Raw genomic sequence first — 22,398 nt, 5'->3', positions numbered from 1 at the left:
AAGTCATTTAAATATAGTAGTTCTCGGCTAATCATTACCAATGATTGTCTTACAAATACCTTGGAAATCATCTGCCATATCAGAAGGTGGTACTAAAAACCTAATACTAATTTTTTCATCATCATTTTCCATATTGGTAGTATCAACATTAAATTGGAGTGGGAAACGAGGAGAGCTAGGCTGTTGATACTGAGCACCCTTTGGCGCAGTAATACTATCTAGAATATTTGAATTAAATATAGGATTTTTTAAAGCACATTTATAGTGAAAACCTTTTTGTAATTTCACTTCAAAATAAAAATATCTTGAGTAAGCTGATGAGGCACCTAAGGAACAAGTGCATTGAGTGTTAACTAAGCAGTCAATCCGAGTAGGACAAAAAGCTGCAAAAGCTAGAGAAGTTAAACTTGAGAATAAAATAATTAGTACACATAATAATTTTTTCATGGTTTTCTCATTCTATTAGTAGACAGTAAAGTTAATTTTTATTTAGGGCTACATTGAGTTGGCTTCTTTGCATATTCTTCAACTAAATATTGAGTAAGAGCAAGAGGTATTGCCCTTCTAGCCACTGTCTGCGCTATTTTGAAAAAAGAGCCTCGATATAAAACACTCACGCCTTCTTCCTTTACTGCGTCCTTAAAAATAGAGAAAGACGACACATTACTTTTTTGCACTTGTCTTCTTTTTTTAATAAAACTAACTGGGTTCGTGACCAACGTATCAGCTGCTGCGCCTACAAAAGAAGCGCATAACAACGTTTGCAAAGGTGATTTGTTTAAACCTTGGCCATCTATGAACAGTCTAGTAACTGAAGTTACGCCAAAAAAGGTTGATAAACTTAAAACATTTTTAAATCCTGCTAAAGCCCATCCATTATATAATGTCCATCGTTTAGTCTTTATTGAATCTAAAAAAGAGTTAGTATCACCCATTTGCTTTTGTAATTTAAACGTATCTATGGGGTGTAAGATAGGTAATTCTAATATACCGATAGAGGCACCTGCGGCAGCTTGCAAAATAGGCTTACTATTATCGCCAAAATTTGCTTGAACCTTTTCTCCAATTTGATTATTGAGAAATTCAAACATCAAAGGTTGGCCACAATACTTAAATACCCTTGATAATAATTTATAGGAACCTGCACTAAAAAAGCCAGGATATAAAGAATTAATTCTTGCCCAAAAAGAACTAGGTTTCTGCTGCAAAAAAACAACGTTTAAAAAATCTTCCTTAGACAAAATTTTCGTTTTTGAAATCTGATAGCGATTAAAAGCAGTCCCAAAAGGATAGGTAAATCCATGAGCTATAGTCGTATAAGAGGTTACCAAAGCAAAGTTTATAACGTGTTTAGTAGGAAAATTTTGGGCTGCGGCTGGTGTTTCTGATTTAGACATGAAGTTAAAATTATGACAATAAAAAAATATGAATTTTAGAGTAGAAAAGAAAAGAAGTCATTAAAAACAATAAGATATATAAAATTTGATATGAATTTCGTTTACAAACTAAAATTAGTTGCCTATTAATTCTTATAGATTAAAAATTTTATCTTATCTTACTTAATAAGTAGTAAATATCATTTAGTCGAGTATTTAACCTAGTAAAGAAGTACATTAAATTAAAAAAGCCCAATGCCTTGTTATCTAATGAAGAAAAATGTTTCGGATCATCGTTAATTGCTTTATTAAATAAATCCATTAAATTGGTTGGTGGTAACATTGAACCATAATCTTCTCTTTTTAATCGCTTCTTCAAGGTTGTTAAATTAGCCTGTGTTGCTTCAATAGGAAAAATAATACGCTCTCGTTCTTCTGGAGTTAAATACGGTGCAATCCAGCGATATGCTTCTATCAATCCTATGACATACTGAATACAAAAGGAGGACTCTGTCATCAATACACTAAAATCCCGCCTGGTAATTCGATGAAATAAAAATTCATAACTAATAGTTAAGGCATTATTACGCAGTGTTTGAAAATCAGTGTATAAACGTTGAGTAACTATAATGGGATCATTTTCGCCCTCATCTTGAAATGCTAAATTTAGCGCCATTTGAATTTGCTCGATATGATTCACGAAGACATCAGTTATGCTGGTTTTGACCGGCAAAAATAATCGACTCACTAAAATAGCAATACCAGCGCCTAAAGCTGTATCTAAAATTCTATCGCGAAGTAAAATTAAATCCCACTCACCTAGCATCGCAAATAAAAAGACAACAACCCCTGTTAAAGCAAAAATACCTATTAAATGGTAAATAGAGAATAAATAGACTGTGAAGAAAACGAAAACCAACATGATTAGTAAAATAAAAGTATGATTTGATGGGAGAATCCAATATAAGACTGTACCAACACAGCCACCTAGAATAGTCATGCTAACGCGCTCAAGAGAACGCCTTAAACTATCTCCCCAAGTTTGCATCGTTAAAGCCATCGCAGTTATTGTTACCCAATAGCCTCTTTCTAATTGAAAGACATAGGTTAATAACTCAGCGATTGTAATTGCGATAGCTGCCTGGCAACCACGTTTAGTCGTATTTTTAAGTTCCATTTTCAAGCCGCACTAGTTGAACAATATGTTGATTAAATAAATTAAAACTTAATTTAAGATTTAATAAAGCCATGATAATAGTTGGCTCGGAAAGCTGTTGTTGGCTTAATTCTTCAGTTAAATCATCAAGCAAAATACGCTTTGTAGCACCAGAAATAGAGTAATTTTTATGCATTTTCAAAGAAACAAGTAATTCACTAAATTGTTTATTTATTGATCCTAAATCTGAGCGGACTGTATTAGACAGATAATAACCGTGTATTTTTAAGATTCGATAGGCCTCAATCATTAAGACATAAGCATGAATCAGAGCATGCTGATGCGTTAAAATATTATTAATTTTATTTTGTTGTTTATTACCTGATACCGTTTGTTCAAGCGCATGATTTGTATCTAGAAGCTGACTTAAATGATGTTTAAGTTGATTAAATTTTTTTTCTTCCAAAGGACGAATAGAACTTCTAGATAAAAGATACCGCTCAATATCTAACATCCCTAATGCAAGTAAATGAAATAAGCGGTTAGAATTATAAACAAATAACCGAGTATAATTTTCGGGAAACACTAATAATAATGTTAGAGCAGAAACTAAGAGACCTATAACAACACCATATAAATGTAGAGCGATAGCATGACTGGTATTTACAGGAAGAATTGTTGCTAAAAAACAAAGTATCCACATCATCATGGGCGCAAGGCTAGTTTGCAAATCAAACCTGCGGATATAATTTACGCCAAAGCCTAAAATAATTAATACCATACTTTTCAAATTAGAAAAGTCACGCACATATAGTCCCAAAAGAAACAAACCAAAATAAATAATATTAAAGAGGGTTACCTGGACTAAACGTCCTGTATAAGATTTAGCAACAATTCCTTGCATTGAGAAACCACAAACTAAACCACCTATTACTTTGGTAAGAAAGACTTCTTGATTAAGCAGAACTAAAGTAACTAGAATTGCAAAGATTGTTTTTACTGCATGCTTGAGATAAAAATAGCCAGGATCAATATTCCATAATAAAATTGGTATCTGTTTAAAGCGAGAAAATTCCTGCATGGTAAAACTACCTCTTGTAAAGCACCCTTAGTTCCTTACAGACAATCTATTAATATTAGGACTTACGAAAACTCCAGTCTCTTCGCTAAAAAATATTTTGAATTGGGTCATTTAGTCTATCTAAACTTCCTCATTAAAAATATTTTTTGCCTTGACCTTGATATTTTTCGTAAATCCTAAATATTTTTGCTGCAAAAAGGGATTTCGTATTATCCTAGGCTATTTTCCATAATAATGGTAATTATGAATAAGGCAAAACCAGCTGCTAGGCTTACCTTTGATAATGAAAACAAGTGCTATCAATGTCAAGGGGCATGGTCAATAAATTACTTAGATGAACTAAAAAATACACTAACTTTAAGTCACGAAGCTAATACCAATACTATTGTTATTAGTGGCGCTAAACTTGATACCTTTGATAGTGCTGGCGCATTAGCATTACATGATTTCATCAATTCTTTAAAAGAACAAAATAAAACAGTCACTTTGGTTGACTTTTCTAAGCAGCAGGAAGCATTACTTAATTTAGTAGAAGATAAAAAAGAAGTACTTTCCTATAAGTCGCCCCCTCATCACCATAAGAATTTTCTTTATCGCATTGGCTATGAGAGTGTACAGAAATTAAATCAAGCTACAGGATTTATCGCACTTGTTGGTGATTTAACAGCGAAAATTTTTGCAGCGTTTGGACAGTGGCGGCACTTTAGATTGCCAAGTATCGCTTCTAATATTGATTCCTCTGGTATACAGGCTTTACCTATTGTGGCCTTATTATCTTTTTTGATTGGTGTGGTTCTAGCTTATCAGATGGGCTTACAGTTACAAACTTATGGTGCTAATAGCTTTATTGCTTATTTATCAGGTATGGCTATTTTTCGTGAATTCTCTCCACTAATTACAGCCATTATTGTTGCAGGACGAACAAGCTCGGCATTTACCGCACAAATTGGTAGTATGAAAATTAATGAAGAATTAGATGCTGTATTGACTATGGGATTATCACCTACCGAACTTCTTGTGGTACCTAAGGTAGTAGCTTTACTTATTATGTTCCCTTTATTAATTTTTTGGTCTGATTTCTTCAGTATCTTAGGTTCCATGTTTATGTCTAAGTGGATGCTTGATATTAGTTACTACGATTTTTTAATACGCCTTAAAGATTCTGTTGGTCTAAGGCAACTATTACTTGGATTATATAAGGCACCGGCGTTTGCACTTATTACTTCTTTGGTAGGGTGTTATCAAGGTTTTTTAGTACAAGCCAATGCAGATAGTATTGGTACACAAACGACCAAAAGTGTTGTACAAGCTTTGTTTTTAATTATTATTGCTGATGCCATATTTTCTGTTATTTATAGCTGGATGGATTTGTAATGGCCGAACCTATTATTGAAATTAAAGGCCTTAAAAATTATTTAGGCGGGCAATGGGTGCATTCAGACGTTAATTTGACAGTCAAGCAAGGTGAGATTTTAGCAATTATTGGCGGTAGTGGTAGTGGCAAGACAACAATTTTAAGAAGTCTACTTATGTTGCTTAAGCCTACGGCTGGGTCTTTAAAAATATTTGGCCACGATCTAACAACCCTATCGTCCCATGAAGCTTTTAAAATTCGGCAACGCTGGGGTATGTTATTTCAGCATAGTGCGCTTTTTTCAGCGATTACGGTTTTAGAAAATGTCATGTTTCCTATGAAAGAATTTACTTCCCTAGATACGCAATTTATGCAGGAATTAGCAATGCTGAAAATTGCTCTAGTAGGCTTACCTAAAGAGGCAGCCGGAAAATTTCCGGCTGAATTAAGTGGTGGAATGCAAAGGCGTGCTGCAGCTGCAAGAGCTATTGCGATGGATCCAGAGTTATTATTTCTTGATGAGCCAACCACCGGTTTAGATCCGCATAGCGCTCGTTTATTTGATGATTTAATTTTATTTTTACGCGATACCTTAAATTTAACCGTTGTCATGGTGAGTCATGATATGGAATCATTAAAGCGTATAACAGATAGGGTTGCCTTTGTTGGCGATGGCCAAGTACTATCAGTTGCGCCTCTTAACGAATTGATGGAAAATCAACATCCATTGATTGCTGATTATTTTGAGAAGCTTTAAGCTATTTAGATCGCAATGTATAGTGTCAGATATAAATTACATTAAATAGGTAATATCTTAGTATTGGAGTAACTTTTGGAAGCAAAAACCAACTACACGATGGTAGGCGTAGCGGTGATTATCTTAGCGAGTGCACTCGCTATTGCAGCTATTTGGCTTTCAGTTGGCCTCGATAAGAAAAAATACAATATTTATGCTGTGTATATTCATGAAGCTGTATCTGGTTTAAGTCCAGATTCACCGGTTAAATACAACGGTGTTCAGGTAGGAAATGTCGCTAAAATTGAGTTAAGTAAACTAAATCCTCAAGAAGTTAAACTACTTTTAAACATTGCAGAAGGGACGCCTATTACTACTAGCACCACTGCGACCTTAATTACCCAAGGAATTACAGGGAACACTTATGTTGGCTTATCAGCAGGTTCCTCTGACCTAACACCTTTACAAAAATTACCCCATGAACCCTATCCTATTATCCCTACTAAACCATCTTTATTTAAACAATTAGATAGTGTACTTAAAGATGTTTCTGAAAATATTAATAGTGTCAGTGTTCGCTTACAAGAAATTTTAGATAAGGAAAATGCAACAAACTTAAAAAAATCATTAGCTAATATTGAATCATTTACAAATACTTTGTCGAAACAAAATCAGCAAATTACTGACAGTATAAAACACGCTAATGTCTTTCTAAAGAATATGGCTGATACAAGTAAACAATTCCCAACTGCGATTAGAGATTTAAAACAGGGTATGAATAAATTAACAACTGAAGTTAGTCAGGCAAGCCAAAGTATTACCACTACAATGGAATCTGGTAAAACGACAATTGATAAAATTTCCCAACAAACTCTACCACCAATACTGACACTCGTGCGTCGTCTAAATGCGATTGCTAACAATCTCGAAAAAGTTAGTAATCAACTTCGCCAAAACCCATCCGTTATTATTCGAGGCACAACTGGTCCCAAACCGGGTCCTGGAGAATAAATGTGAAAAAAATTACGCTTCTAATTTTAAGTGTAGGTTATCTATTAACATCATGTTCTGTTAAGCCTACGATTACGAATGAATATAAATTAGATATATTTAGCGAAAAAAAATTTACCAATCATTCGAATATTTCTATCTTAGTTGCGCAGCCCGAAGCGTTAGCCGGCTATGATAGCCAAGATATGCGCTATGTTAGTAAACCTTTTGAGTTAAGCACCTATGCTCATAATGCTTGGGTAGATACGCCAGCAGATATGCTATTACCTCTAATTTTACAAAGTCTACAACGTTCTGGTTATTTCGCTGTGGTTACATCAACGCCGATTACTGAGAATACTGATTACCGTCTTGATACACAGTTAATCGAATTAGAGCAGAATTTTTTAACCAAGCCTAGCCGTATTGACTTAACAGTTAAAGTAGTATTAACTCATGTACCCGATAATCGGGTTGTTGCATCAGAAATAATTAGTGAGCATGTAACCTGCCCATCAGATACACCTTACGGAGGTGTTGTTGCAGCAAACCAGGCGACAAAGCTTTTTACAGCCCGACTGACTGATTTTGTCGTAATCCATACAAGAAATGACAAAAAATAGATAGAAGTTAAACATAGCGAAATTGTTAAAACAATTGTACAATGAGCCGCCATTTTGGCATACAAGTATAGTTTCGGAATAACAATCTTAGTTAGGCATAACAGCCTTAGTAACATACTTACGTATGGCTATCTCATAGGATTAATATTCCAAGTTTCTATTTAACATTATTTAAAATAAATTTGCTAAAGGAGAAAAAGGATGAAAGCTAAATCGTTTTCAAAATTGGGGCTCGTGGCCGCAAGCATCGTCCTGCTGGCATCCTGCTCAAAAAACCCCAATGGTGCTGGGATGGCGTATGATGATGGCGATATGGCCGCGCATGGTTTAGGCCAATTCACTCGTTTTCCAGGACAAGCACCTGGTGAATCCTATACAACTCAGGCGCCACATAACCAACTCTATCTTTTCTCTTACGATGATAGTAACTTTAATCCTAAATACATGGCTTCTTTAAATGCTCAATCGGCTTATTTAAAATCACATCCTGGTGCTCGTGTATTATTAGCTGGGCACACAGATGAACGTGGTAGTCGAGAGTACAACGTAGCATTAGGTGAGCGTCGAGCGCATACAGTGGCAGAACTTATGCGTATGGCAGGGGTTAATCGACAGCAACTTCGTATAGTAAGCTACGGTAAAGAACGACCTGCAAATTTTGGACATGATGATGCATCTCATGCACAAAATCGACGTGTAGAATTTATTTATGAGGCAACAAGATGATAAGATCGCCCAAGGGCTTTTTAATTATCTGTTTTACTTGTCTTCTTCCGCTTTGTGCTTTAGCAGAAGCACCTGTTGTAGACGATAGTGAAAATTTTGCGATTTTTGATGATAGACAGGCTGCTATTGAGCAGCCTGTTGCCAAAGCTCAACTAGAAGATAATGAGGCAGAGATTGCACTTGCCCAAGATAATGAACTTAATAATGATAGCACTAACGTAGAGTTGCTGGATAAATTAAAAGGTTTGCAACAAGAGCTGCAAGAGTTACGAGGCCAGCTAGAAGTGCAAGCACATAATTTAAAAGCCCTACAGGAACAACAATCAACTTTTTATAAAGATATTAATACAAGATTAAAGTCAGGCAACCCTGCTGCTACCTCAGCAGCTACTAAAATAATCAATAGCATGAAGCCTGGAACAGAGTTATCTATTGATGAAGTCGGCACTAAGAAAGCAGAAACACCAGTAGTTAAACCTTATAATGAAAAGCAATCTAAAGCGAAACTGGAATTTAAGGGCTCATTAACTGCAGCAAATAAAAATCCTGCTGATGAGCAAATAAGTTATCTTGCTGCCTATGATTTAGTAAAAAATAAACAATTTGATGATGCACTCGCTGCAATGCAAAACTTTGTAACCAGATATCCCCAAGGCGGTTATACCGCTAATGCTCATTATTGGCTTGGTGAACTTTATATGGTGAAAAGAAATTATGCAAGTGCTATTGAAAATTTTGAGACAGTTTTAACTCGGTTTCCGACCTCAAGTAAAACTGCGGCTTGTTTATTGAAAATTGGCTATGCATTAGCTTCATCAGGACAAGAAATAGAAGCACGCCAGCGCTTACAAGAAGTAGTAAAAAATTATCCAGATACACCCACAGCAGAGCTGGCCGCTGCAAAATTAAAATCCATCAGCACATTATGACGTTCACAAGTAATAAATTACGTATTACGGAAATATTCCACTCATTGCAGGGAGAATCAAACACTGTTGGATTACCGACAGTGTTTGTTCGACTAACCGGCTGTCCATTACGCTGTCAGTATTGTGATACTGCCTATGCATTTAATGGTGGCGAGTTGATGGAAATCGATGCTGTTTTAGCAAGAGTTCTTAGTTTTGAGTGTCCGTATGTCTGTGTCACAGGTGGCGAGCCTCTAGCCCAGCCTAATTGCTTTAGCCTCTTTAAAATGTTATGTGATGCTGGTTTATCTGTTTCTCTAGAAACAAGCGGCGCACGACCTATAACCAATGTTGATTACCGAGTTAATATTGTTATGGATTTGAAAACGCCTGATTCAGGTGAGTGCGATAAAAATTTATTGGCTAATCTAAATTTTTTAAAAAAAACTGACCAAATTAAATTTGTTTTATGCAGTCAAAAAGATTATGAATGGGCTTGTAACCTTTTAAAAGAATATCAGCTTCCTGAAAAAGCCCAAATTCTTTTTTCTCCCAGTTGGCGAGAACTAGATGCTACTATGCTCGCTAATTGGATCATTAGAGACCGCCTACCCGTTCGTTTTCAGATCCAGTTACATAAAATTCTTTGGAACGATGCGCCTGGACATTAATTTTTATGTCTTTCTATACTTTATAAATAAGTACTCAGGGAAAAACCTGAATTTTGGTGAAATAAAGCTGAACGGTTACGTTTTTTAAATCTAAGCTTATAATAATGATAATGAGGAAATGTATGCAGTGGTTTGCTCAAGCGCCTGCGAATATCGCACTAATTAAATATATGGGTAAAAAAGATGATGCCCTTAACATACCTGCGAACCCATCTTTATCCTATACATTAAATAACTTATTAACGAGCGTGACTTTAGAAACGCAACCTGGAAAAAAGGATTTCTGGGAACCCTTATATATCCCAGGCGCTTTACCTTTTACTCTGTCAGAGTCTGCACAAATACGTTTTTTAAAACATTTAGGCTTTTTAAAACAGCACTTTGGTTATAGCGGTTCTTTTACTGTACGCTCTTCTAATAATTTTCCGCATGGAAGTGGGCTAGCTAGCTCTGCTTCTAGTTTTGCTGCTTTAACTATTTGCACAGTTCGGGCCCTTTGCGATTGTTTAAAAATACCTTTACCTTCTGTTCTTGAACAAGCACAACTAAGCCGCTTAGGCTCAGGATCTTCTTGTCGTTCATTTTTCTCCCCATGGGCAATTTGGGAAGAGGAAAAGGTAGATAATATTGAACTCCCTTATACTAAACTCTATCACCAAGTAATTATTATTAGTCATGAGGAGAAAAATGTCCCTTCAAGCCAGGCACATGAATTAATTAAAACGAGTCCTCTTTATGCAGAGCGCCCAGAGCGAGCTAAAGAAAATTTAAATGTTTTGCTAGAAGCATTGAAAGCTAAAGCCTGGGCAAAAGCTTTTGAGGTTTGTTGGCAAGAATTTCAAGATATGCATCAATTATTTATAACCTGTGATAAACCATTCTCGTACATAACAGATAACACGCAATTAGTGTTAAACAACTTAAAAAACTTCTGGGAGCAGTATGGGGACGGTCCGATAGTAACTATGGATGCCGGCCCTAATATTCATTTATTATATAGGCCTGAGCAAACAGAAATGGCGTTGCAGTTTAAACGTGACTATTTAGTTGGGAATTATGATGTTTTGTAATTTTGTAACCACAACCCATGGCAAATGGATCCTTGCTGGTGAACATGCTGTTTTACGAGGTCATGGCGCTTTAGTATTTCCAATTAAAAGCAGACAATTAACATTAAGTTATACTCCTTCAAACAGCGAATTAAGTGCTGATTTTTCTGGAGCTAACGGCAATGATATGCACTTATTATTTTGGAGTGTTTTAGAACGCGGCCAGCATTTATTGGGTAATTCCCTTAATCGCCTTACTGGGCATTTTCATATTGACTCAAATATTCCAATTGGTGTTGGTATGGGCGCTTCAGCTGCACTTTGTGTTGCTATGGCAAGATGGTTTGCTGCTCAGAAACTCCTTACAGCTGATTATATTGCAGATTTTGCCCAAAGTTTAGAAGACTTATTTCATGGCCAAAGCAGTGGATTAGATATTATTGGTGTTGCAGCTACTTCAGGAATGTATTTTCAACAAGGGCAAGCTACGCCTATCAAGCAAGCTTGGCAACCTCAGTGGTATCTATCATCTTGTGGTCAAATTGGTATTACGTCTCATTGTATTAACCAAGTCAATAATTTATGGGAAACACAAAAAAATTTGGCGAAAAATATCGATAAAGCCATGCACAACGCTGTCAATAAAGCTAAACAGGCTTTAGAAAACTCTTTAAGTGAATCTCTATTATTACTTACTGAAGCAATAAATGAGAGTAGTGAATGCTTTGAGGCATGGGGATTAATAAGTGAAAATTTATTTCATCATATACACCTTTTGCTAGCTCAGGGTGCCCTAGCAGTTAAGCCCACTGGCTCTGGTGGTGGTGGCTATGTTCTTAGTTTATGGGATAAGGAGCCTCATACATCTTTTGAATTAATTGCCGTCTGATTAAGACTTGCCTAAATATAGGTTGATGGCTCATTTTGACGGCTCTAATTCAGTCATTTTCTCTATAAACGCTAGATCATTAATCGCATCTTTCACAAAATAAATCTCTTGATAATCCAGCTCAAAAATTATTTTTATTGGGTTTGCTATTGGAGCATCAATAATTATTTGTGGATCACTGCCGTAACATATCGCATACTGTTCAAAAAAGTAATCGAAACCTACTAATTGGGTTTTACAATCATAAATATTTCCCTCACAATCCGCTACCCGTATAACTGCTTTCTTTAAAATCCCAGGGCTATTATTAGGATCGAGGCGTAATCTTTTAATTTCAAAGTTAGGTAAGTCTATGCTGTGTTTACCCTGACCTAAAATAGTTATACTTTCTTCCTGATTAAAATCCTTACCTGTATCGTAGAAAATTTCTATATTTAGGGGTTCTTTAAGATATTCTATTTGGCATTCACGTACGCTTAAATTATTAATATCAACAAGTTCATAGATATATTGGTAAACATGTCCGTTTGGCTTTTCACTTAAACACTTAATAACGCCAAGATTAAATTCTAAATAGGATCGTTTAAATTCTGTAAATTGTGGTTTAAAGAATGTTGCATCAATACTTATGGGCTTATATCCACATTCCTTAACCATCTTTTCAATACTAGGTTTTGTAAAAAACCTAAGGTGAGTACAATCTAATAAGCCCGTTGAACGATATTCAAATTTGTCACTTATTAAATCCATAATAACTGCATTATTGGCAATATTAGGAAGAGAAAGTAATATTTTTCCCTTATCGTTAAGAAGAGGCTTAGCTTCAGTGAGCACCCGCCAAGGATCATACAAATGTTCTAATACATCAGCAAAAATAATGTAGTCAAACTTTATTTCTGCATACTCATTCTTCCACGTATATTCTTCAATATTACCAACTAACATTTTTTCACAATATTGCTTAGCGTCGTTTGCTGCTATTGGGTCTAACTCCACAGCATAAATTTTGCATTGTAATTTTTCTTGCATGTATTTTGTCATAACGCCATGTGCTGGGCCGAACTCTAATACATAACTATCAGGTAAAATTTTGTCTAAAATTTTTGCATGCGAACTATTATGATGAAATTCTAAATCGGTATCATACTTACTCATAAGTTTGTTCCTCTTTATCCTGACATAAGTTAACTATAAAACTTGCATCATTTAGCGCATAAAAATCTTTATGGTATATTTATTGAAAGGATCCAATGCCTTCTTCATTTGAATTCTAGAAGAATTAGATAACTTATAAGTCTTAGATATGTTGCTGATTTTGATCGCAATATCATTAAACAAAGTTTTATCACAATACATCAGAAAATATCATTTTAAAATTTTATAGACTAAGTAGCAAAGATAGCCAGTTTACTAATTTGAATAATATATTTTTATGTAGTTAACTTTCAATAATTAAAAGGAAATCTTTTTATAATTAAACTTAATTTAATGATTTACTCATTTAGAGCTATAAACGCTTTAATAAACTTTATCTTTTTCTATCTCACGTTTTAACCAATTCATTGTATGCTTAAGTCCTTCACTGAAAGAAATTTTAGGATGCCAATTTAAAAACTGCTTGGCACGATCTATTGATAACACACTAGCAGGCACATCAAATGCTCTTCCTGTAGTAAAATGTTTTTTAATAGGCTGACCTAAAGACGACTCAATTGTTTCTAAAATATCGTTAATACTTCTACCTTCGCCGGAGCCAATATTAAAAATACGCTCAGCTCCTTGATAAGGTATCGTTTTAATTAAAGCATTAACCACATCAGAGATATAAATATAGTCGCGAATAATAGAGCCATTCCCCCAAATTTCGACTTTTTCGTTACGTAATATCTTTTTTAAGAAAATGGGGATAATGCCTTGGCTAGCATTAGTTCGCTGCTTTTCACCATAGGGGTTAGCCAATCTCAGTATAATGTAATTTAATCCATAAAGCTGATAATAAAGCTCTAAATACTTCTCAATTGCTAGTTTGGTAATACCATAAGAACATAATGGGTTAGTTGGATGATCTTCATCGATTGGCAATTGTTTAGGAGAACCATAAACTGTTCCACCAGAAGACAAAAAGACAATTTTCTTCACTCTTGCTTGTACAGCATAATCTAATAGTTTAACTGTCCCTATTAAATTTGTTTGTATATCATAAATAGGATCAATATTAGATGATTTTGGTAAAACTGTTGAAACTAAATGAAAGCAGATATCACAATCATTTAAGGCGCTAATGAGAGCTGCTTCATTAGTAAAATTGCCTTGAATAAACTCAATTTTGTTTAACACTTCATCAGTAAAGCTTACATTGCAAGATCGATTAAAAATTCGAACTTTATACTTTTGGTTAATTAGTGCTTCTACTAAATGGGAGCCTATAAATCCGCCACCGCCTATAATGAGACACTTAATGAGCTTATATTTTTCTAGGTCACAAAAATAATCCATTGAACTTACTCTTACTTCTTAAATTCCGTTAATGTTAATAGTGCTCTTCTACCATCAAAATCTAATTTCTTAGCACTGGCGACAGGTATTAAATAAGTGTTGTCTTTAACCATAAGGATCCCTAGCGCTACTGTTTGATTATTTGTAAATAATCCGCGTGGTATTTGAACTTGATTTATCCACTCTTCACCTTTTTTTAAACCCTTTGCTTTAGATAAACTATAGGCTTTCTGCCAGAAAATATTATTATCTTTGTCAATACCGTGTAAGATAATTTTCATTTTTGCATCAACATTTATAGCCATCCATAGCATTTTCAATATTAAATTATCTTGCAATGAATCAACCGCAATCGCTTGTAAAACAGCGAAATCTTGATAAGTTGCTATATCTTGATAAATTGCAGTTTCCTTTAAATGAGTACATTCTTCTTTTAAACATCTACCATCTGCTTTTAAAAAAGGTAGTATACTAAGTGCTATTAAGCCTATAAACACTTGACTGATTAATTTTTTATTAAAAAACAAACTTAGCTTGTTGTTAAAAGATAGTGATGAGTAGTTCAAAATTAAAGTGCGGGAAGGCTTCTCAATAAGGATGTATATAAAATATGCTACAAGTATACTGCTTATCCAATACAATAAATATGTTTGGCCAGTGGAAAAATTAGCAAAGAGTAGCTCATTATCACTAAACAACCGTAATACAATTCGGTGCGTTAGATAAAGAGCAAAACTAATTTCTCCTAAGAAAACAAAAATATTTTTTTTCAGAAGTCCTGAGATTACCCCTCTCTGTAGAGCAAAAATAATAATTAATCCCCCAAATACTAGTGCACTACCATTTCTTGCTAAATACATATAAATTAAATTTGCCCATGGGCCCGTAAAACCTAAATATGCAGCCTTAGGTGTCGCCCACAAGCTACATATACACAGAGCAAAAACTCCGATTTCAAGTAATGAGAATACCTTTGTACCTTTCACGGGTTTAATAGACTCATAAACCATATAAGCCATAATACCTATAAAAAATTCTAATACGCGTATAGAAGGGTTAATATATAAAAGCCATGATAATGTTATTGAGTGAGCAGACCCATCTAAAGGTATATTAAAATAAATCCCTAATAGGAAATTAAAAAACACTATCGAAATTAACACTAATAATATTTTTTTCCAGGCTCGACTACAGTTATTTCTAAGAAAAGGAAACAAAAAGTAAAAGAAGAATTCAGTAGAAATGCTCCAAGCGACGGCATTATATGCTAGGCAATACTTCATATAAGGCAACCAAGCTTGAACTAAAAAAATATTAGCAATACCTATAAAAATTTTTTCTTCACTATTTAACCATGCAAAACTTTCAGTGCCCGTTACACTAATCATTAAAAGAATAGCTGTGATATGGACTGGCCAAATACGAGCAAGGCGAGCTTTCCAAAAAAGCTTTATATCTTTAAAATTGTTAAAACTACTATAGTTATAGGCTAGAATAAATCCTGATAATACAAAGAAAAACGAAACACCTTGAACAAAGGCTAACTTATAAGTGTAAAAAGTATTAAATTCTGCAGCAGCATGGTCAATAACTATCATTGCTGCTGCAAAAAATCTTAAAGAAGTTAAAACATCTAGTTTAACCTTTTTATTCACATCATCTTCCTTTTTACCGAGTTAATCCAGGAACAAACGTAACTGCCTGACAAAAACCTTGGCTTAAGGCAACGCTAGGTATTAAACGTTCAATAGCATGTAAGATAGAGCCATCATAAGGCAGAGGCTCATCAGGATAATCATTCCAAGTAAGTTTTAAATCAAATAAAGGTTTTAAAGCTTTAGGCCTTGCCCAGAACATAGAACCAACGGGAAAATTAAATGTTCCACTAGGTAAGGTAGATATTTTTAATTGTTGGGCTAAATGATCCGCAAATTTTTTATTTTTATCCCATCCTAATAAATGAGGATCATCAGCAAATACAAGCCCTAGCTCTGGATTCTGTGCAAATTGCTCTAGAATAATTTCCCCCATACAATGGCTACCACCAATTAAATTTTCGAATATAAAGTTATTCCATCTCTCTGTAAAATGGGGATCTTGCAGATCTAGGCTTTTCTTGGTGTGAAAATGGCCAATAATATCATAAGTTTGCAATTCCGTTGCGAACTCCGTTAGTAGTGGTCCAAAGTTTCTACCTCGATTTGGTACGATCTCAATTTGATAAGCGCCCTCATAAGCTGATAAAACTGCACTTATATCTGCAATTTTTGTTTCAGGTATACTAATAAATAAGTCAGACCTTATCCTATTTTTTTGCAAACGCTCTAGTATATTTAGTAATAATTCTGGATAGAAGGCATGAATATGAATCGCGCATCGCAAAGAATTTTGCTTAGTTTGTATACTCATAGGCGTAATGAGGGTCTCTTGCCATGGGCCTTCTGGTTTTCCTGCATTAATATAATGAGCGAAAGGCTCAAAAAGAGTATTATAAAGGTTGTTATCTCTTGCATATTTTATTGGGTTAAAGCCAGGAGCAGGCTTACGCTGATGTACACCTTGATGCCAGGATCTTACATAGCTACGTATTGCTTCTGTACGTTTTTTATCATCATCGGTATAAAAATCATGAACAAAGTCTTCTGAATTTTCTAACGTTGCGCAGTCAAGGATTTCTTGCTCAGTAACTTTAATTTGGGTCTCAACTAGATTAATTATTTGAGAAGTATACTGTTTAAAATTAAATTTGGTTTGTGCTAACAATTTTATCTTTTCTGATATTAATTGATAGTATTCTGGTGACTTAAAAAGTTGAACAATCTTATTTGCTGCCTCATTAACACTAACATATGGAATAATAAGTTCCCGAGTCTCTTCATCTTCTGCAAGAAACTCCACAATACCACTGCCTTTATCAAAACAAATTAGGGGAATACCTTTTACCATGGTATCAATTGCTACATTTGGTAGTGGATCCAGTCGAGATGAGAGAAAGAAGACATCAGCGACTGAATAGAGTTCTTCTAAGTCTTGCACTTCTCCTACAATTTGAAAAGTATTGCCTAAATCAGAACGCTTAATTTGCTCTGCAAGATAACAGGAATACGACATGTCAGCTTCAGCATTATAACCACCACCAGCCCATATCATATTAATATTATAAGTAGGGTATAATCTCTTTATCTCTGCAGCTGTAGCAATAAATAAATCAACACCCTTACGATAATGCACACTCCCGGCGCCTAATACTACAAACGCACTAGATTTTTTTAACTCTTTTAACTGTGCAATTTTTATTGCTTCCGATGTTTGATCGCTAAGATTATCTTCTGCTGGAATTTGACATTTACCTTGAGGCAATATATGAGTTTTTTTTATTATATTTATAAGATTCGGATGTTTAACATTCTCCTGAACAATCTTAGTAGGAAATATTGTAATATTGGCCCAAAAAAGTGCATTAATAAATTTCGTGCGTGGTAAAGTATAAGTATAAAATTCATGTACTAATAGAATTGAAGGAATAAACTGCTCAGCTAAAGGTTTTATAATCCAATGAGACTCAATTGAATTCGCAATACAAAATTTAATATCATAATCCTTTTTAAGATATTTAATTAATTCACCTAAAAAGGCAGCTGACTTATCTAAATGTTTTACTTCTATAACTTTATTACTATGATTGACAAAATCTTTAGCAATGCTTCCACTATTAAAAAACAAAGTAATAATATTAAATTCTTTATTAAGCTCCTGACATAAATTTAGAGCTAATATAGGAGCTCCTGTTCGGGAAGCATCATGGCTAACAATAAGAACTGTCTCTTTGTTTGCTTCTAAAGTATGTTTTCCATTAACAAAAAGAAAGGGCGTGCCAAGCCGACCCTCTCTCTTTCCGGATAATTGATAATGTAGATAAGGGTTAATTCCCGCATTGGCTACATCAACATTAGCTTTTAAGTAAAATTGCTTATGAAATTTTTCAATATTTAATTGTTGGTCCTGAATCTGATTAAAATCTTCTTGCTCTACTCTTTGTACATTTTCTTCTGTTACTACTGGCAACAAGGCATGCTCATTTAAATCACTATATTCTACTTTAGCAGTTTCTAGGCTTTCCGGGCCCTGCTTCTTTCTTACTTTAATCTTACATACTCGTTGTTTTAAGGAACGCAAAGGCTGTGTTATACGCCAACTTAATGAGTTAAAAACACTGTCAATCTGACCCATATAATTAATAAGAGTAGATTTTAATTTTTGAATTTCATTCTCATAGGTAAGTATTACGTTATCTAAGTCATTAATCTTATTTTCTTCTGGGGTAAAATCTAGAACAGTATCAGGCATCCAAATATCATGTGTTGTATAATTAGCCTCTTCTATTTCATTTAAAGCCTTAACCTCCCACTCACTATATTGGTTAAGATCCCTTTCTTTTACATTAAAACCAGCTGCTTGGTAAGCTTTTATAAAAAACTCAAGCTTAGTACCATTGTTAAAATGTTTAACTTGCCCAAATTTAGAAATACTATTTATTAAAGAGAGTAAACAACGAAAAAGTACATAACCAACTGGGATTTTATCTTTCCAAATCCACTCTTTGTTAATTGCATGCGCTTTCCCTTCGTCATCGATGACAATATTTTGCGGAATTAAATTAAAACATTCACCATTTAACAAACTATTTATATTAGTAACTACCTGTTGTTTATTACAACTAGATAGTGAACATACAAAATTTAAGTAAGACTTTAAAAAAGAGCCAACATCCTTAAAAGTCCAATTATCTTTGCTTATCAAATTAGTAAATTCTAAAGAGAGTAGCTTTCCTTTTATATATTTTTCTGCTTTGATAAAATTAAAATGTAACAATTTCTTCCCTGATAAAGTTGGATGCAAGTCTGAATTAATTAATTGAGATTTAATTTCAATATCATGACTGTTTAAAAATACTGTTTCTCTACAAAAGGGTTTCGCACGTTGTGTATTATAATAATAACCAAGTGTACTTGGCTGAGATGGATTATCTTCAATATGAGCTAAAATCAAAAATGAATTAGCTAAACTTACTGCCAAACCATTTTCTACTAAGGAAGCCCAAATTCCTTCATATAAATTATTCCAATTAGCAGAAAGATATCGATTTTGAAATGTTTTAGAAGAAATCAACACTACGGGATCAAACTTAATATTATAAAAAGCATTTTCATTAAAAATGAATACTGGCTCTCTATAATTAGGAAAAGGAATATAAAATTCCCTATTTAGAAAACCCTTCTCCCGTAAAATTTTATTTAATTGTGATAGAGTGTGAGTTTGTAATTTCCTTTGCTTTTTTATACTACTTTTCGTAAAAGGGTCAAAAGCAAGTTTATTTTCAGTAGCAATGATCAACTTACCTTGAGGTTTTAGCATGCTTTTTGCTTTCTCTATTAAAGCAGAGGCAGGATCATCATCAGAGATAAACTTATCAGCTTGTTCCAAGGTTCCAATTAAAATAATTACATCAAATTTAATATCTGAATTGAACTGCTCAAATCGCTCTGTTTTCACTTCAATATTAGTTAAATCGCGAGTACGTAACTTAATGATTTCTGCGTTTTTAGGCGATTCTTCTAAAGCTACTACTTTATCTGCGCCACTTTCTCCTAAATATCGAGTTACGATACCAAAGCGAGCGCCTATTTCTAATATCGAAGCATTAGCAAATAAATGCTGAAAGGGACGTACAATATTAGCTTGTACGTTATCAAAATAACAGGATAAGAGAGGGTTTAAGGACTTATGAAGCAACTCTGTTGATAGAATGGAGAGATCATATGCTTGATTAATGATATATACTAATTCTTCCTGCTTAGCCTTGCTAAGATGCTCACTATAATACGTTTTTAAATTAAAATCTAAATTGGATAAAGAACTTTTCCGAGAAAGCAGTGAATTCATAGAAATCCTTGGTTTAAAAACTAATCATTCCACATAACCTACACTCTCAAATATGGAATTATTTATAGCTAATAACTTTAAAAGAAGTAATTAAAATTAATCTACCTTACTTATAATGAAATGAATTTTATATTCTAAATTGAGCAAATGATAGTGTTAGTGCTTGTTATGAAATAATAGCTAGATCTAATTGCCTACTTACTATTTAATTAGACTAATAAACTGACAAAATTAAATTTCTACTGGACTTACTAAAAATCCAATCTCTTTGTTAAGAAATGTTTTTAATTGATAATATTAAACAGAGTCCATATATAACAGAAATGATTCAATTTTAAATTGATAATATTTATATTTTTTTACCTTTGATGCTTTAATTATATACTTAATGACAAAAGCGATCTGAAATAGAATAACCACCATCAATCGTAATAGTAGAGCCAGTAATAAAATCAGATCCGCTTGATGCTAAGAATACAGCTAGCGGTCCTATATCCTCTGGCCGCCCCCATTTACCAAGAGGTGTTTTTCTTCTTATATCCTCACCCCGACTTGTGTGCGGAATATCGCCATTAATTGCGGTTTCAAACCAACCTGGCAAAATTGCATTAACTTGAATATTCCAAACTCCAAGTTGGGCTGCTAAAGAACGAGTTAAACCTAAAATAGCTGTTTTAGTTGTGGCATAGCCTATAGAATTTGGATGTCCAAATAAGGAATACATTGATCCTACATTAATAATTTTACCGCGATTTTGAATCCTCATCAGAGGTAATGCGTTTTGTGAGCAAAGAAATACAGAGGTAAGATTGTTACTAAGATGTTTATCCCACTGCTCACGAGTAAGATCAATAAGATGCTGATCTTCATAAATACCTGCGTTATTAATTAATATATCCAATCTACCGAAGCGCTCGGCTACGTATTCAAACCCTTCCCTAATACTATCTTCAGAGTTTACATCCATCAGTAAAGGTAACAAACCATATGGCTCGGATTGATTTAATTTTTCTTTATTGCGCCCACATACAATTACAGTAGCGCCCGCTTGTTGTATTGCTAAAGCCATCGCCAGCCCAAGGCCACCATTGCCGCCTGTAATTAAAGCGATACTATTATTTAAGGAGTTGTTTAAGTTCATAATAATTATGTACCTTTTTAATCGCCACCAAACAGTTTTCCAAATCGTCTCGTTCTAATGTTGGTGATAGAGGAATATCAAGATAAGCACTTATATGTTTGTGACTTTGTTGATACAAGTTAATTATTTCATGCTTAGTTTTATTTTCAAACAAATACTCCCAATCCCAAAATCGCCGCACATTAATTTTATTAGGATCGCCAAGTGCTTTAGTATCAATCCCTTCAGCAGCTAACGCTTCTGCAAACCAACAACAATCTTCTACTGAACCGTCTAATTCTAGGAGTAAGTTATCTCCCATAGGTGATATATTACGGCTCCATGTGCTTCTAGGCCGCAGATAAGATAAATTACCAATACCCTGGATAATATAAGAATAATTTTTTGCCAGTAAAGCGAGTCGATTATTTAATTTTTTTAACTGTGATAAGCCAATAGCGCCCCGAACTTCGTCAAGGCGAAAATTAAATACTGGCATAGATAAGAAATTAATCCCGCATTCTTCTTCAGGAAAATGCTTTTCAAATAATCGCTCATAAGCGCCCGATAAAATGACACATTTAAGATAAATATTTTTGTCATTTGTTAAAATAAAACCGCCTTCTCCTGTGTTTAGAGACTTATCTGACTGGGTGCTAAAAGCGCCTGCTAAACCGTAAGTCCCTAGAAATTTATCTTCTAATTTATAGCCCAGGCACGGTACTGCATCTTCAATAATAGGTATATTATGCTGCTTAGCAATGTCCATAATCTTCGGTAAAGGCGCTGGAAATCCTCTCATATGAACAATGACTAACGCATCAAGCATTGAAATTTTTTTCTCTAGATCGGCAATATCTAAATTAAGATTTTTATCGACCTCAATAAGGAGTGGTTTTAAACCAGCCTGAATAATCGCGCTTGGTGTAGCAGTAAATGAATAGGCTGGACATCCAACAATAGAATTAGGTGATAATCCTAAAGCCATAAGGGGTAAGGATAGTGCTGCAGTACCTGAGCTTACAGCAAGCGCATATTTCGACTGAAAAAAATCTTTCAATTCATTCTCAAATCGTCCAACCATGGTTTCATGTAATTGGCGATTATCGTAACGGAATAATCTTCTACTTCTAATAACTTCTTCTACAGCACTAAGATCATGTTCATCAATAATCACATTGCCTTTATCATAGGTTGGCCAAGGTTTCTTATTCACAGGCTCACCACCATAAAGCGCCAATTCCTCTAGAAAAAAATTATTTGCTTTCATACAACTTAAC

Annotated in this window: 19 protein-coding genes; 9 read left to right on the top strand and 10 right to left on the bottom strand. The window is 34.2% G+C overall.

Annotated features, from left to right (window positions below):
• Positions 1-27 precede the first annotated feature (27 nt).
• From E1P04_RS12200 to E1P04_RS12185, 4 genes are all read right to left on the bottom strand, one after another.
• Positions 28-447, bottom strand: coding sequence for a hypothetical protein (locus E1P04_RS12200; protein ID WP_131783185.1), 420 nt, complete (start codon positions 445-447; stop codon positions 28-30).
• A 38-nt stretch (positions 448-485) separates the two neighbouring features.
• Positions 486-1,397, bottom strand: coding sequence for an MC/SLC25 family protein (locus E1P04_RS12195; RefSeq protein ID WP_131783184.1), 912 nt, complete (start codon positions 1,395-1,397; stop codon positions 486-488).
• 148 nt (positions 1,398-1,545) lie between these two features.
• Positions 1,546-2,553, bottom strand: coding sequence for an FUSC family protein (locus tag E1P04_RS12190; protein ID WP_131783183.1), 1,008 nt, complete (start codon positions 2,551-2,553; stop codon positions 1,546-1,548).
• Complete coding sequence (locus E1P04_RS12185; RefSeq protein WP_131783182.1) at positions 2,543-3,613, bottom strand: hypothetical protein; 1,071 nt, start codon at positions 3,611-3,613, stop codon at positions 2,543-2,545. The genes E1P04_RS12190 and E1P04_RS12185 overlap by 11 nt, the downstream gene beginning before the upstream one ends.
• A 243-nt stretch (positions 3,614-3,856) precedes the next feature.
• Between E1P04_RS12185 and E1P04_RS12180 the strand changes: the two genes are divergently transcribed.
• From E1P04_RS12180 to E1P04_RS12140, 9 genes are all read left to right on the top strand, one after another.
• A complete protein-coding gene (locus E1P04_RS12180; protein WP_131783181.1) occupies positions 3,857-4,987 on the top strand; it encodes an MlaE family ABC transporter permease in 1,131 nt (376 codons plus the stop codon).
• Entirely contained in the window at positions 4,987-5,724 is a 738-nt protein-coding gene (locus E1P04_RS12175; RefSeq protein WP_131783180.1) for an ABC transporter ATP-binding protein, read from the top strand. The genes E1P04_RS12180 and E1P04_RS12175 overlap by 1 nt, the downstream gene beginning before the upstream one ends.
• A gap of 75 nt (positions 5,725-5,799) precedes the next feature.
• The gene (locus E1P04_RS12170) at positions 5,800-6,714 is read left to right on the top strand and encodes an MlaD family protein (RefSeq protein ID WP_131783179.1); all 915 of its coding nucleotides are present in this window, start codon (positions 5,800-5,802) and stop codon (positions 6,712-6,714) included.
• 2 nt (positions 6,715-6,716) lie between these two features.
• Positions 6,717-7,316 (top strand): ABC-type transport auxiliary lipoprotein family protein, encoded by a 600-nt coding sequence (locus E1P04_RS12165; RefSeq protein ID WP_131783178.1) that lies wholly within the window; start codon positions 6,717-6,719, stop codon positions 7,314-7,316.
• A gap of 201 nt (positions 7,317-7,517) precedes the next feature.
• On the top strand, positions 7,518-8,042 hold the full coding sequence (gene pal / locus E1P04_RS12160; RefSeq protein WP_115332062.1) for a peptidoglycan-associated lipoprotein Pal: 525 nt from the start codon (positions 7,518-7,520) through the stop codon (positions 8,040-8,042).
• The gene (gene ybgF / locus E1P04_RS12155; RefSeq protein ID WP_131783177.1) at positions 8,039-8,971 is read left to right on the top strand and encodes a tol-pal system protein YbgF; all 933 of its coding nucleotides are present in this window, start codon (positions 8,039-8,041) and stop codon (positions 8,969-8,971) included. The genes pal and ybgF overlap by 4 nt, the downstream gene beginning before the upstream one ends.
• The gene (gene queE / locus E1P04_RS12150; RefSeq protein WP_131783176.1) at positions 8,968-9,621 is read left to right on the top strand and encodes a 7-carboxy-7-deazaguanine synthase QueE; all 654 of its coding nucleotides are present in this window, start codon (positions 8,968-8,970) and stop codon (positions 9,619-9,621) included. The genes ybgF and queE overlap by 4 nt, the downstream gene beginning before the upstream one ends.
• 122 nt (positions 9,622-9,743) lie before the next feature.
• Positions 9,744-10,691: a diphosphomevalonate decarboxylase gene (locus E1P04_RS12145; protein WP_131783175.1), complete on the top strand. Its 948-nt coding sequence runs from the start codon at positions 9,744-9,746 to the stop codon at positions 10,689-10,691.
• The gene (locus E1P04_RS12140; RefSeq protein WP_131783234.1) at positions 10,681-11,559 is read left to right on the top strand and encodes a mevalonate kinase family protein; all 879 of its coding nucleotides are present in this window, start codon (positions 10,681-10,683) and stop codon (positions 11,557-11,559) included. The genes E1P04_RS12145 and E1P04_RS12140 overlap by 11 nt, the downstream gene beginning before the upstream one ends.
• A 30-nt stretch (positions 11,560-11,589) precedes the next feature.
• On the opposite strand, the gene E1P04_RS12135 is transcribed toward E1P04_RS12140, so the two are convergent.
• The 6 genes from E1P04_RS12135 to E1P04_RS12110 form a co-directional block, all read right to left on the bottom strand.
• The gene (locus tag E1P04_RS12135) at positions 11,590-12,714 is read right to left on the bottom strand and encodes a class I SAM-dependent methyltransferase (RefSeq protein WP_131783174.1); all 1,125 of its coding nucleotides are present in this window, start codon (positions 12,712-12,714) and stop codon (positions 11,590-11,592) included.
• A gap of 363 nt (positions 12,715-13,077) precedes the next feature.
• Positions 13,078-14,055 (bottom strand): NAD-dependent epimerase/dehydratase family protein, encoded by a 978-nt coding sequence (locus E1P04_RS12130; RefSeq protein WP_131783173.1) that lies wholly within the window; start codon positions 14,053-14,055, stop codon positions 13,078-13,080.
• Between the two features lie 11 nt (positions 14,056-14,066).
• On the bottom strand, positions 14,067-15,710 hold the full coding sequence (locus E1P04_RS12125) for an acyltransferase family protein (protein WP_131783172.1): 1,644 nt from the start codon (positions 15,708-15,710) through the stop codon (positions 14,067-14,069).
• Between the two features lie 13 nt (positions 15,711-15,723).
• Positions 15,724-19,998, bottom strand: coding sequence for a rhamnan synthesis F family protein (locus E1P04_RS12120; protein ID WP_131783171.1), 4,275 nt, complete (start codon positions 19,996-19,998; stop codon positions 15,724-15,726).
• 385 nt (positions 19,999-20,383) lie between these two features.
• Positions 20,384-21,139 (bottom strand): SDR family NAD(P)-dependent oxidoreductase, encoded by a 756-nt coding sequence (locus tag E1P04_RS12115; RefSeq protein ID WP_131783170.1) that lies wholly within the window; start codon positions 21,137-21,139, stop codon positions 20,384-20,386.
• Positions 21,114-22,388, bottom strand: a complete 1,275-nt coding sequence (locus E1P04_RS12110; protein ID WP_131783169.1) for a DegT/DnrJ/EryC1/StrS family aminotransferase — start codon at positions 22,386-22,388, stop codon at positions 21,114-21,116. The genes E1P04_RS12115 and E1P04_RS12110 overlap by 26 nt, the downstream gene beginning before the upstream one ends.
• Positions 22,389-22,398: the final 10 nt, after the last annotated feature.

Origin of the sequence: Legionella gresilensis, assembly GCF_900639865.1 — a bacterium.
GTDB classification, from domain to species: Bacteria; Pseudomonadota; Gammaproteobacteria; order Legionellales; family Legionellaceae; genus Legionella_C; species Legionella_C gresilensis.
Note: the sequence above shows the minus strand (reverse complement) of the source record. Positions and strands in the feature narration are given on the sequence as shown.

What these genes read in the sequence shown, in the direction of transcription:
- E1P04_RS12200 (WP_131783185.1), bottom strand. Translation starts at nt 447, where the DNA reads ATGAAAAAATTATTATGTGTACTAATTATTTTATTCTCAAGTTTAACT.
- E1P04_RS12195 (WP_131783184.1), bottom strand. Translation starts at nt 1,397, where the DNA reads ATGTCTAAATCAGAAACACCAGCCGCAGCCCAAAATTTTCCTACTAAA.
- E1P04_RS12190 (WP_131783183.1), bottom strand. Translation starts at nt 2,553, where the DNA reads ATGGAACTTAAAAATACGACTAAACGTGGTTGCCAGGCAGCTATCGCA.
- E1P04_RS12185 (WP_131783182.1), bottom strand. Translation starts at nt 3,613, where the DNA reads ATGCAGGAATTTTCTCGCTTTAAACAGATACCAATTTTATTATGGAAT.
- E1P04_RS12180 (WP_131783181.1), top strand. Translation starts at nt 3,857, where the DNA reads ATGAATAAGGCAAAACCAGCTGCTAGGCTTACCTTTGATAATGAAAAC.
- E1P04_RS12175 (WP_131783180.1), top strand. Translation starts at nt 4,987, where the DNA reads ATGGCCGAACCTATTATTGAAATTAAAGGCCTTAAAAATTATTTAGGC.
- pal (WP_115332062.1), top strand. Translation starts at nt 7,518, where the DNA reads ATGAAAGCTAAATCGTTTTCAAAATTGGGGCTCGTGGCCGCAAGCATC.
- ybgF (WP_131783177.1), top strand. Translation starts at nt 8,039, where the DNA reads ATGATAAGATCGCCCAAGGGCTTTTTAATTATCTGTTTTACTTGTCTT.
- queE (WP_131783176.1), top strand. Translation starts at nt 8,968, where the DNA reads ATGACGTTCACAAGTAATAAATTACGTATTACGGAAATATTCCACTCA.
- E1P04_RS12145 (WP_131783175.1), top strand. Translation starts at nt 9,744, where the DNA reads ATGCAGTGGTTTGCTCAAGCGCCTGCGAATATCGCACTAATTAAATAT.
- E1P04_RS12140 (WP_131783234.1), top strand. Translation starts at nt 10,681, where the DNA reads ATGTTTTGTAATTTTGTAACCACAACCCATGGCAAATGGATCCTTGCT.
- E1P04_RS12135 (WP_131783174.1), bottom strand. Translation starts at nt 12,714, where the DNA reads ATGAGTAAGTATGATACCGATTTAGAATTTCATCATAATAGTTCGCAT.
- E1P04_RS12130 (WP_131783173.1), bottom strand. Translation starts at nt 14,055, where the DNA reads ATGGATTATTTTTGTGACCTAGAAAAATATAAGCTCATTAAGTGTCTC.
- E1P04_RS12120 (WP_131783171.1), bottom strand. Translation starts at nt 19,998, where the DNA reads ATGAATTCACTGCTTTCTCGGAAAAGTTCTTTATCCAATTTAGATTTT.
- E1P04_RS12115 (WP_131783170.1), bottom strand. Translation starts at nt 21,139, where the DNA reads ATGAACTTAAACAACTCCTTAAATAATAGTATCGCTTTAATTACAGGC.
- E1P04_RS12110 (WP_131783169.1), bottom strand. Translation starts at nt 22,388, where the DNA reads ATGAAAGCAAATAATTTTTTTCTAGAGGAATTGGCGCTTTATGGTGGT.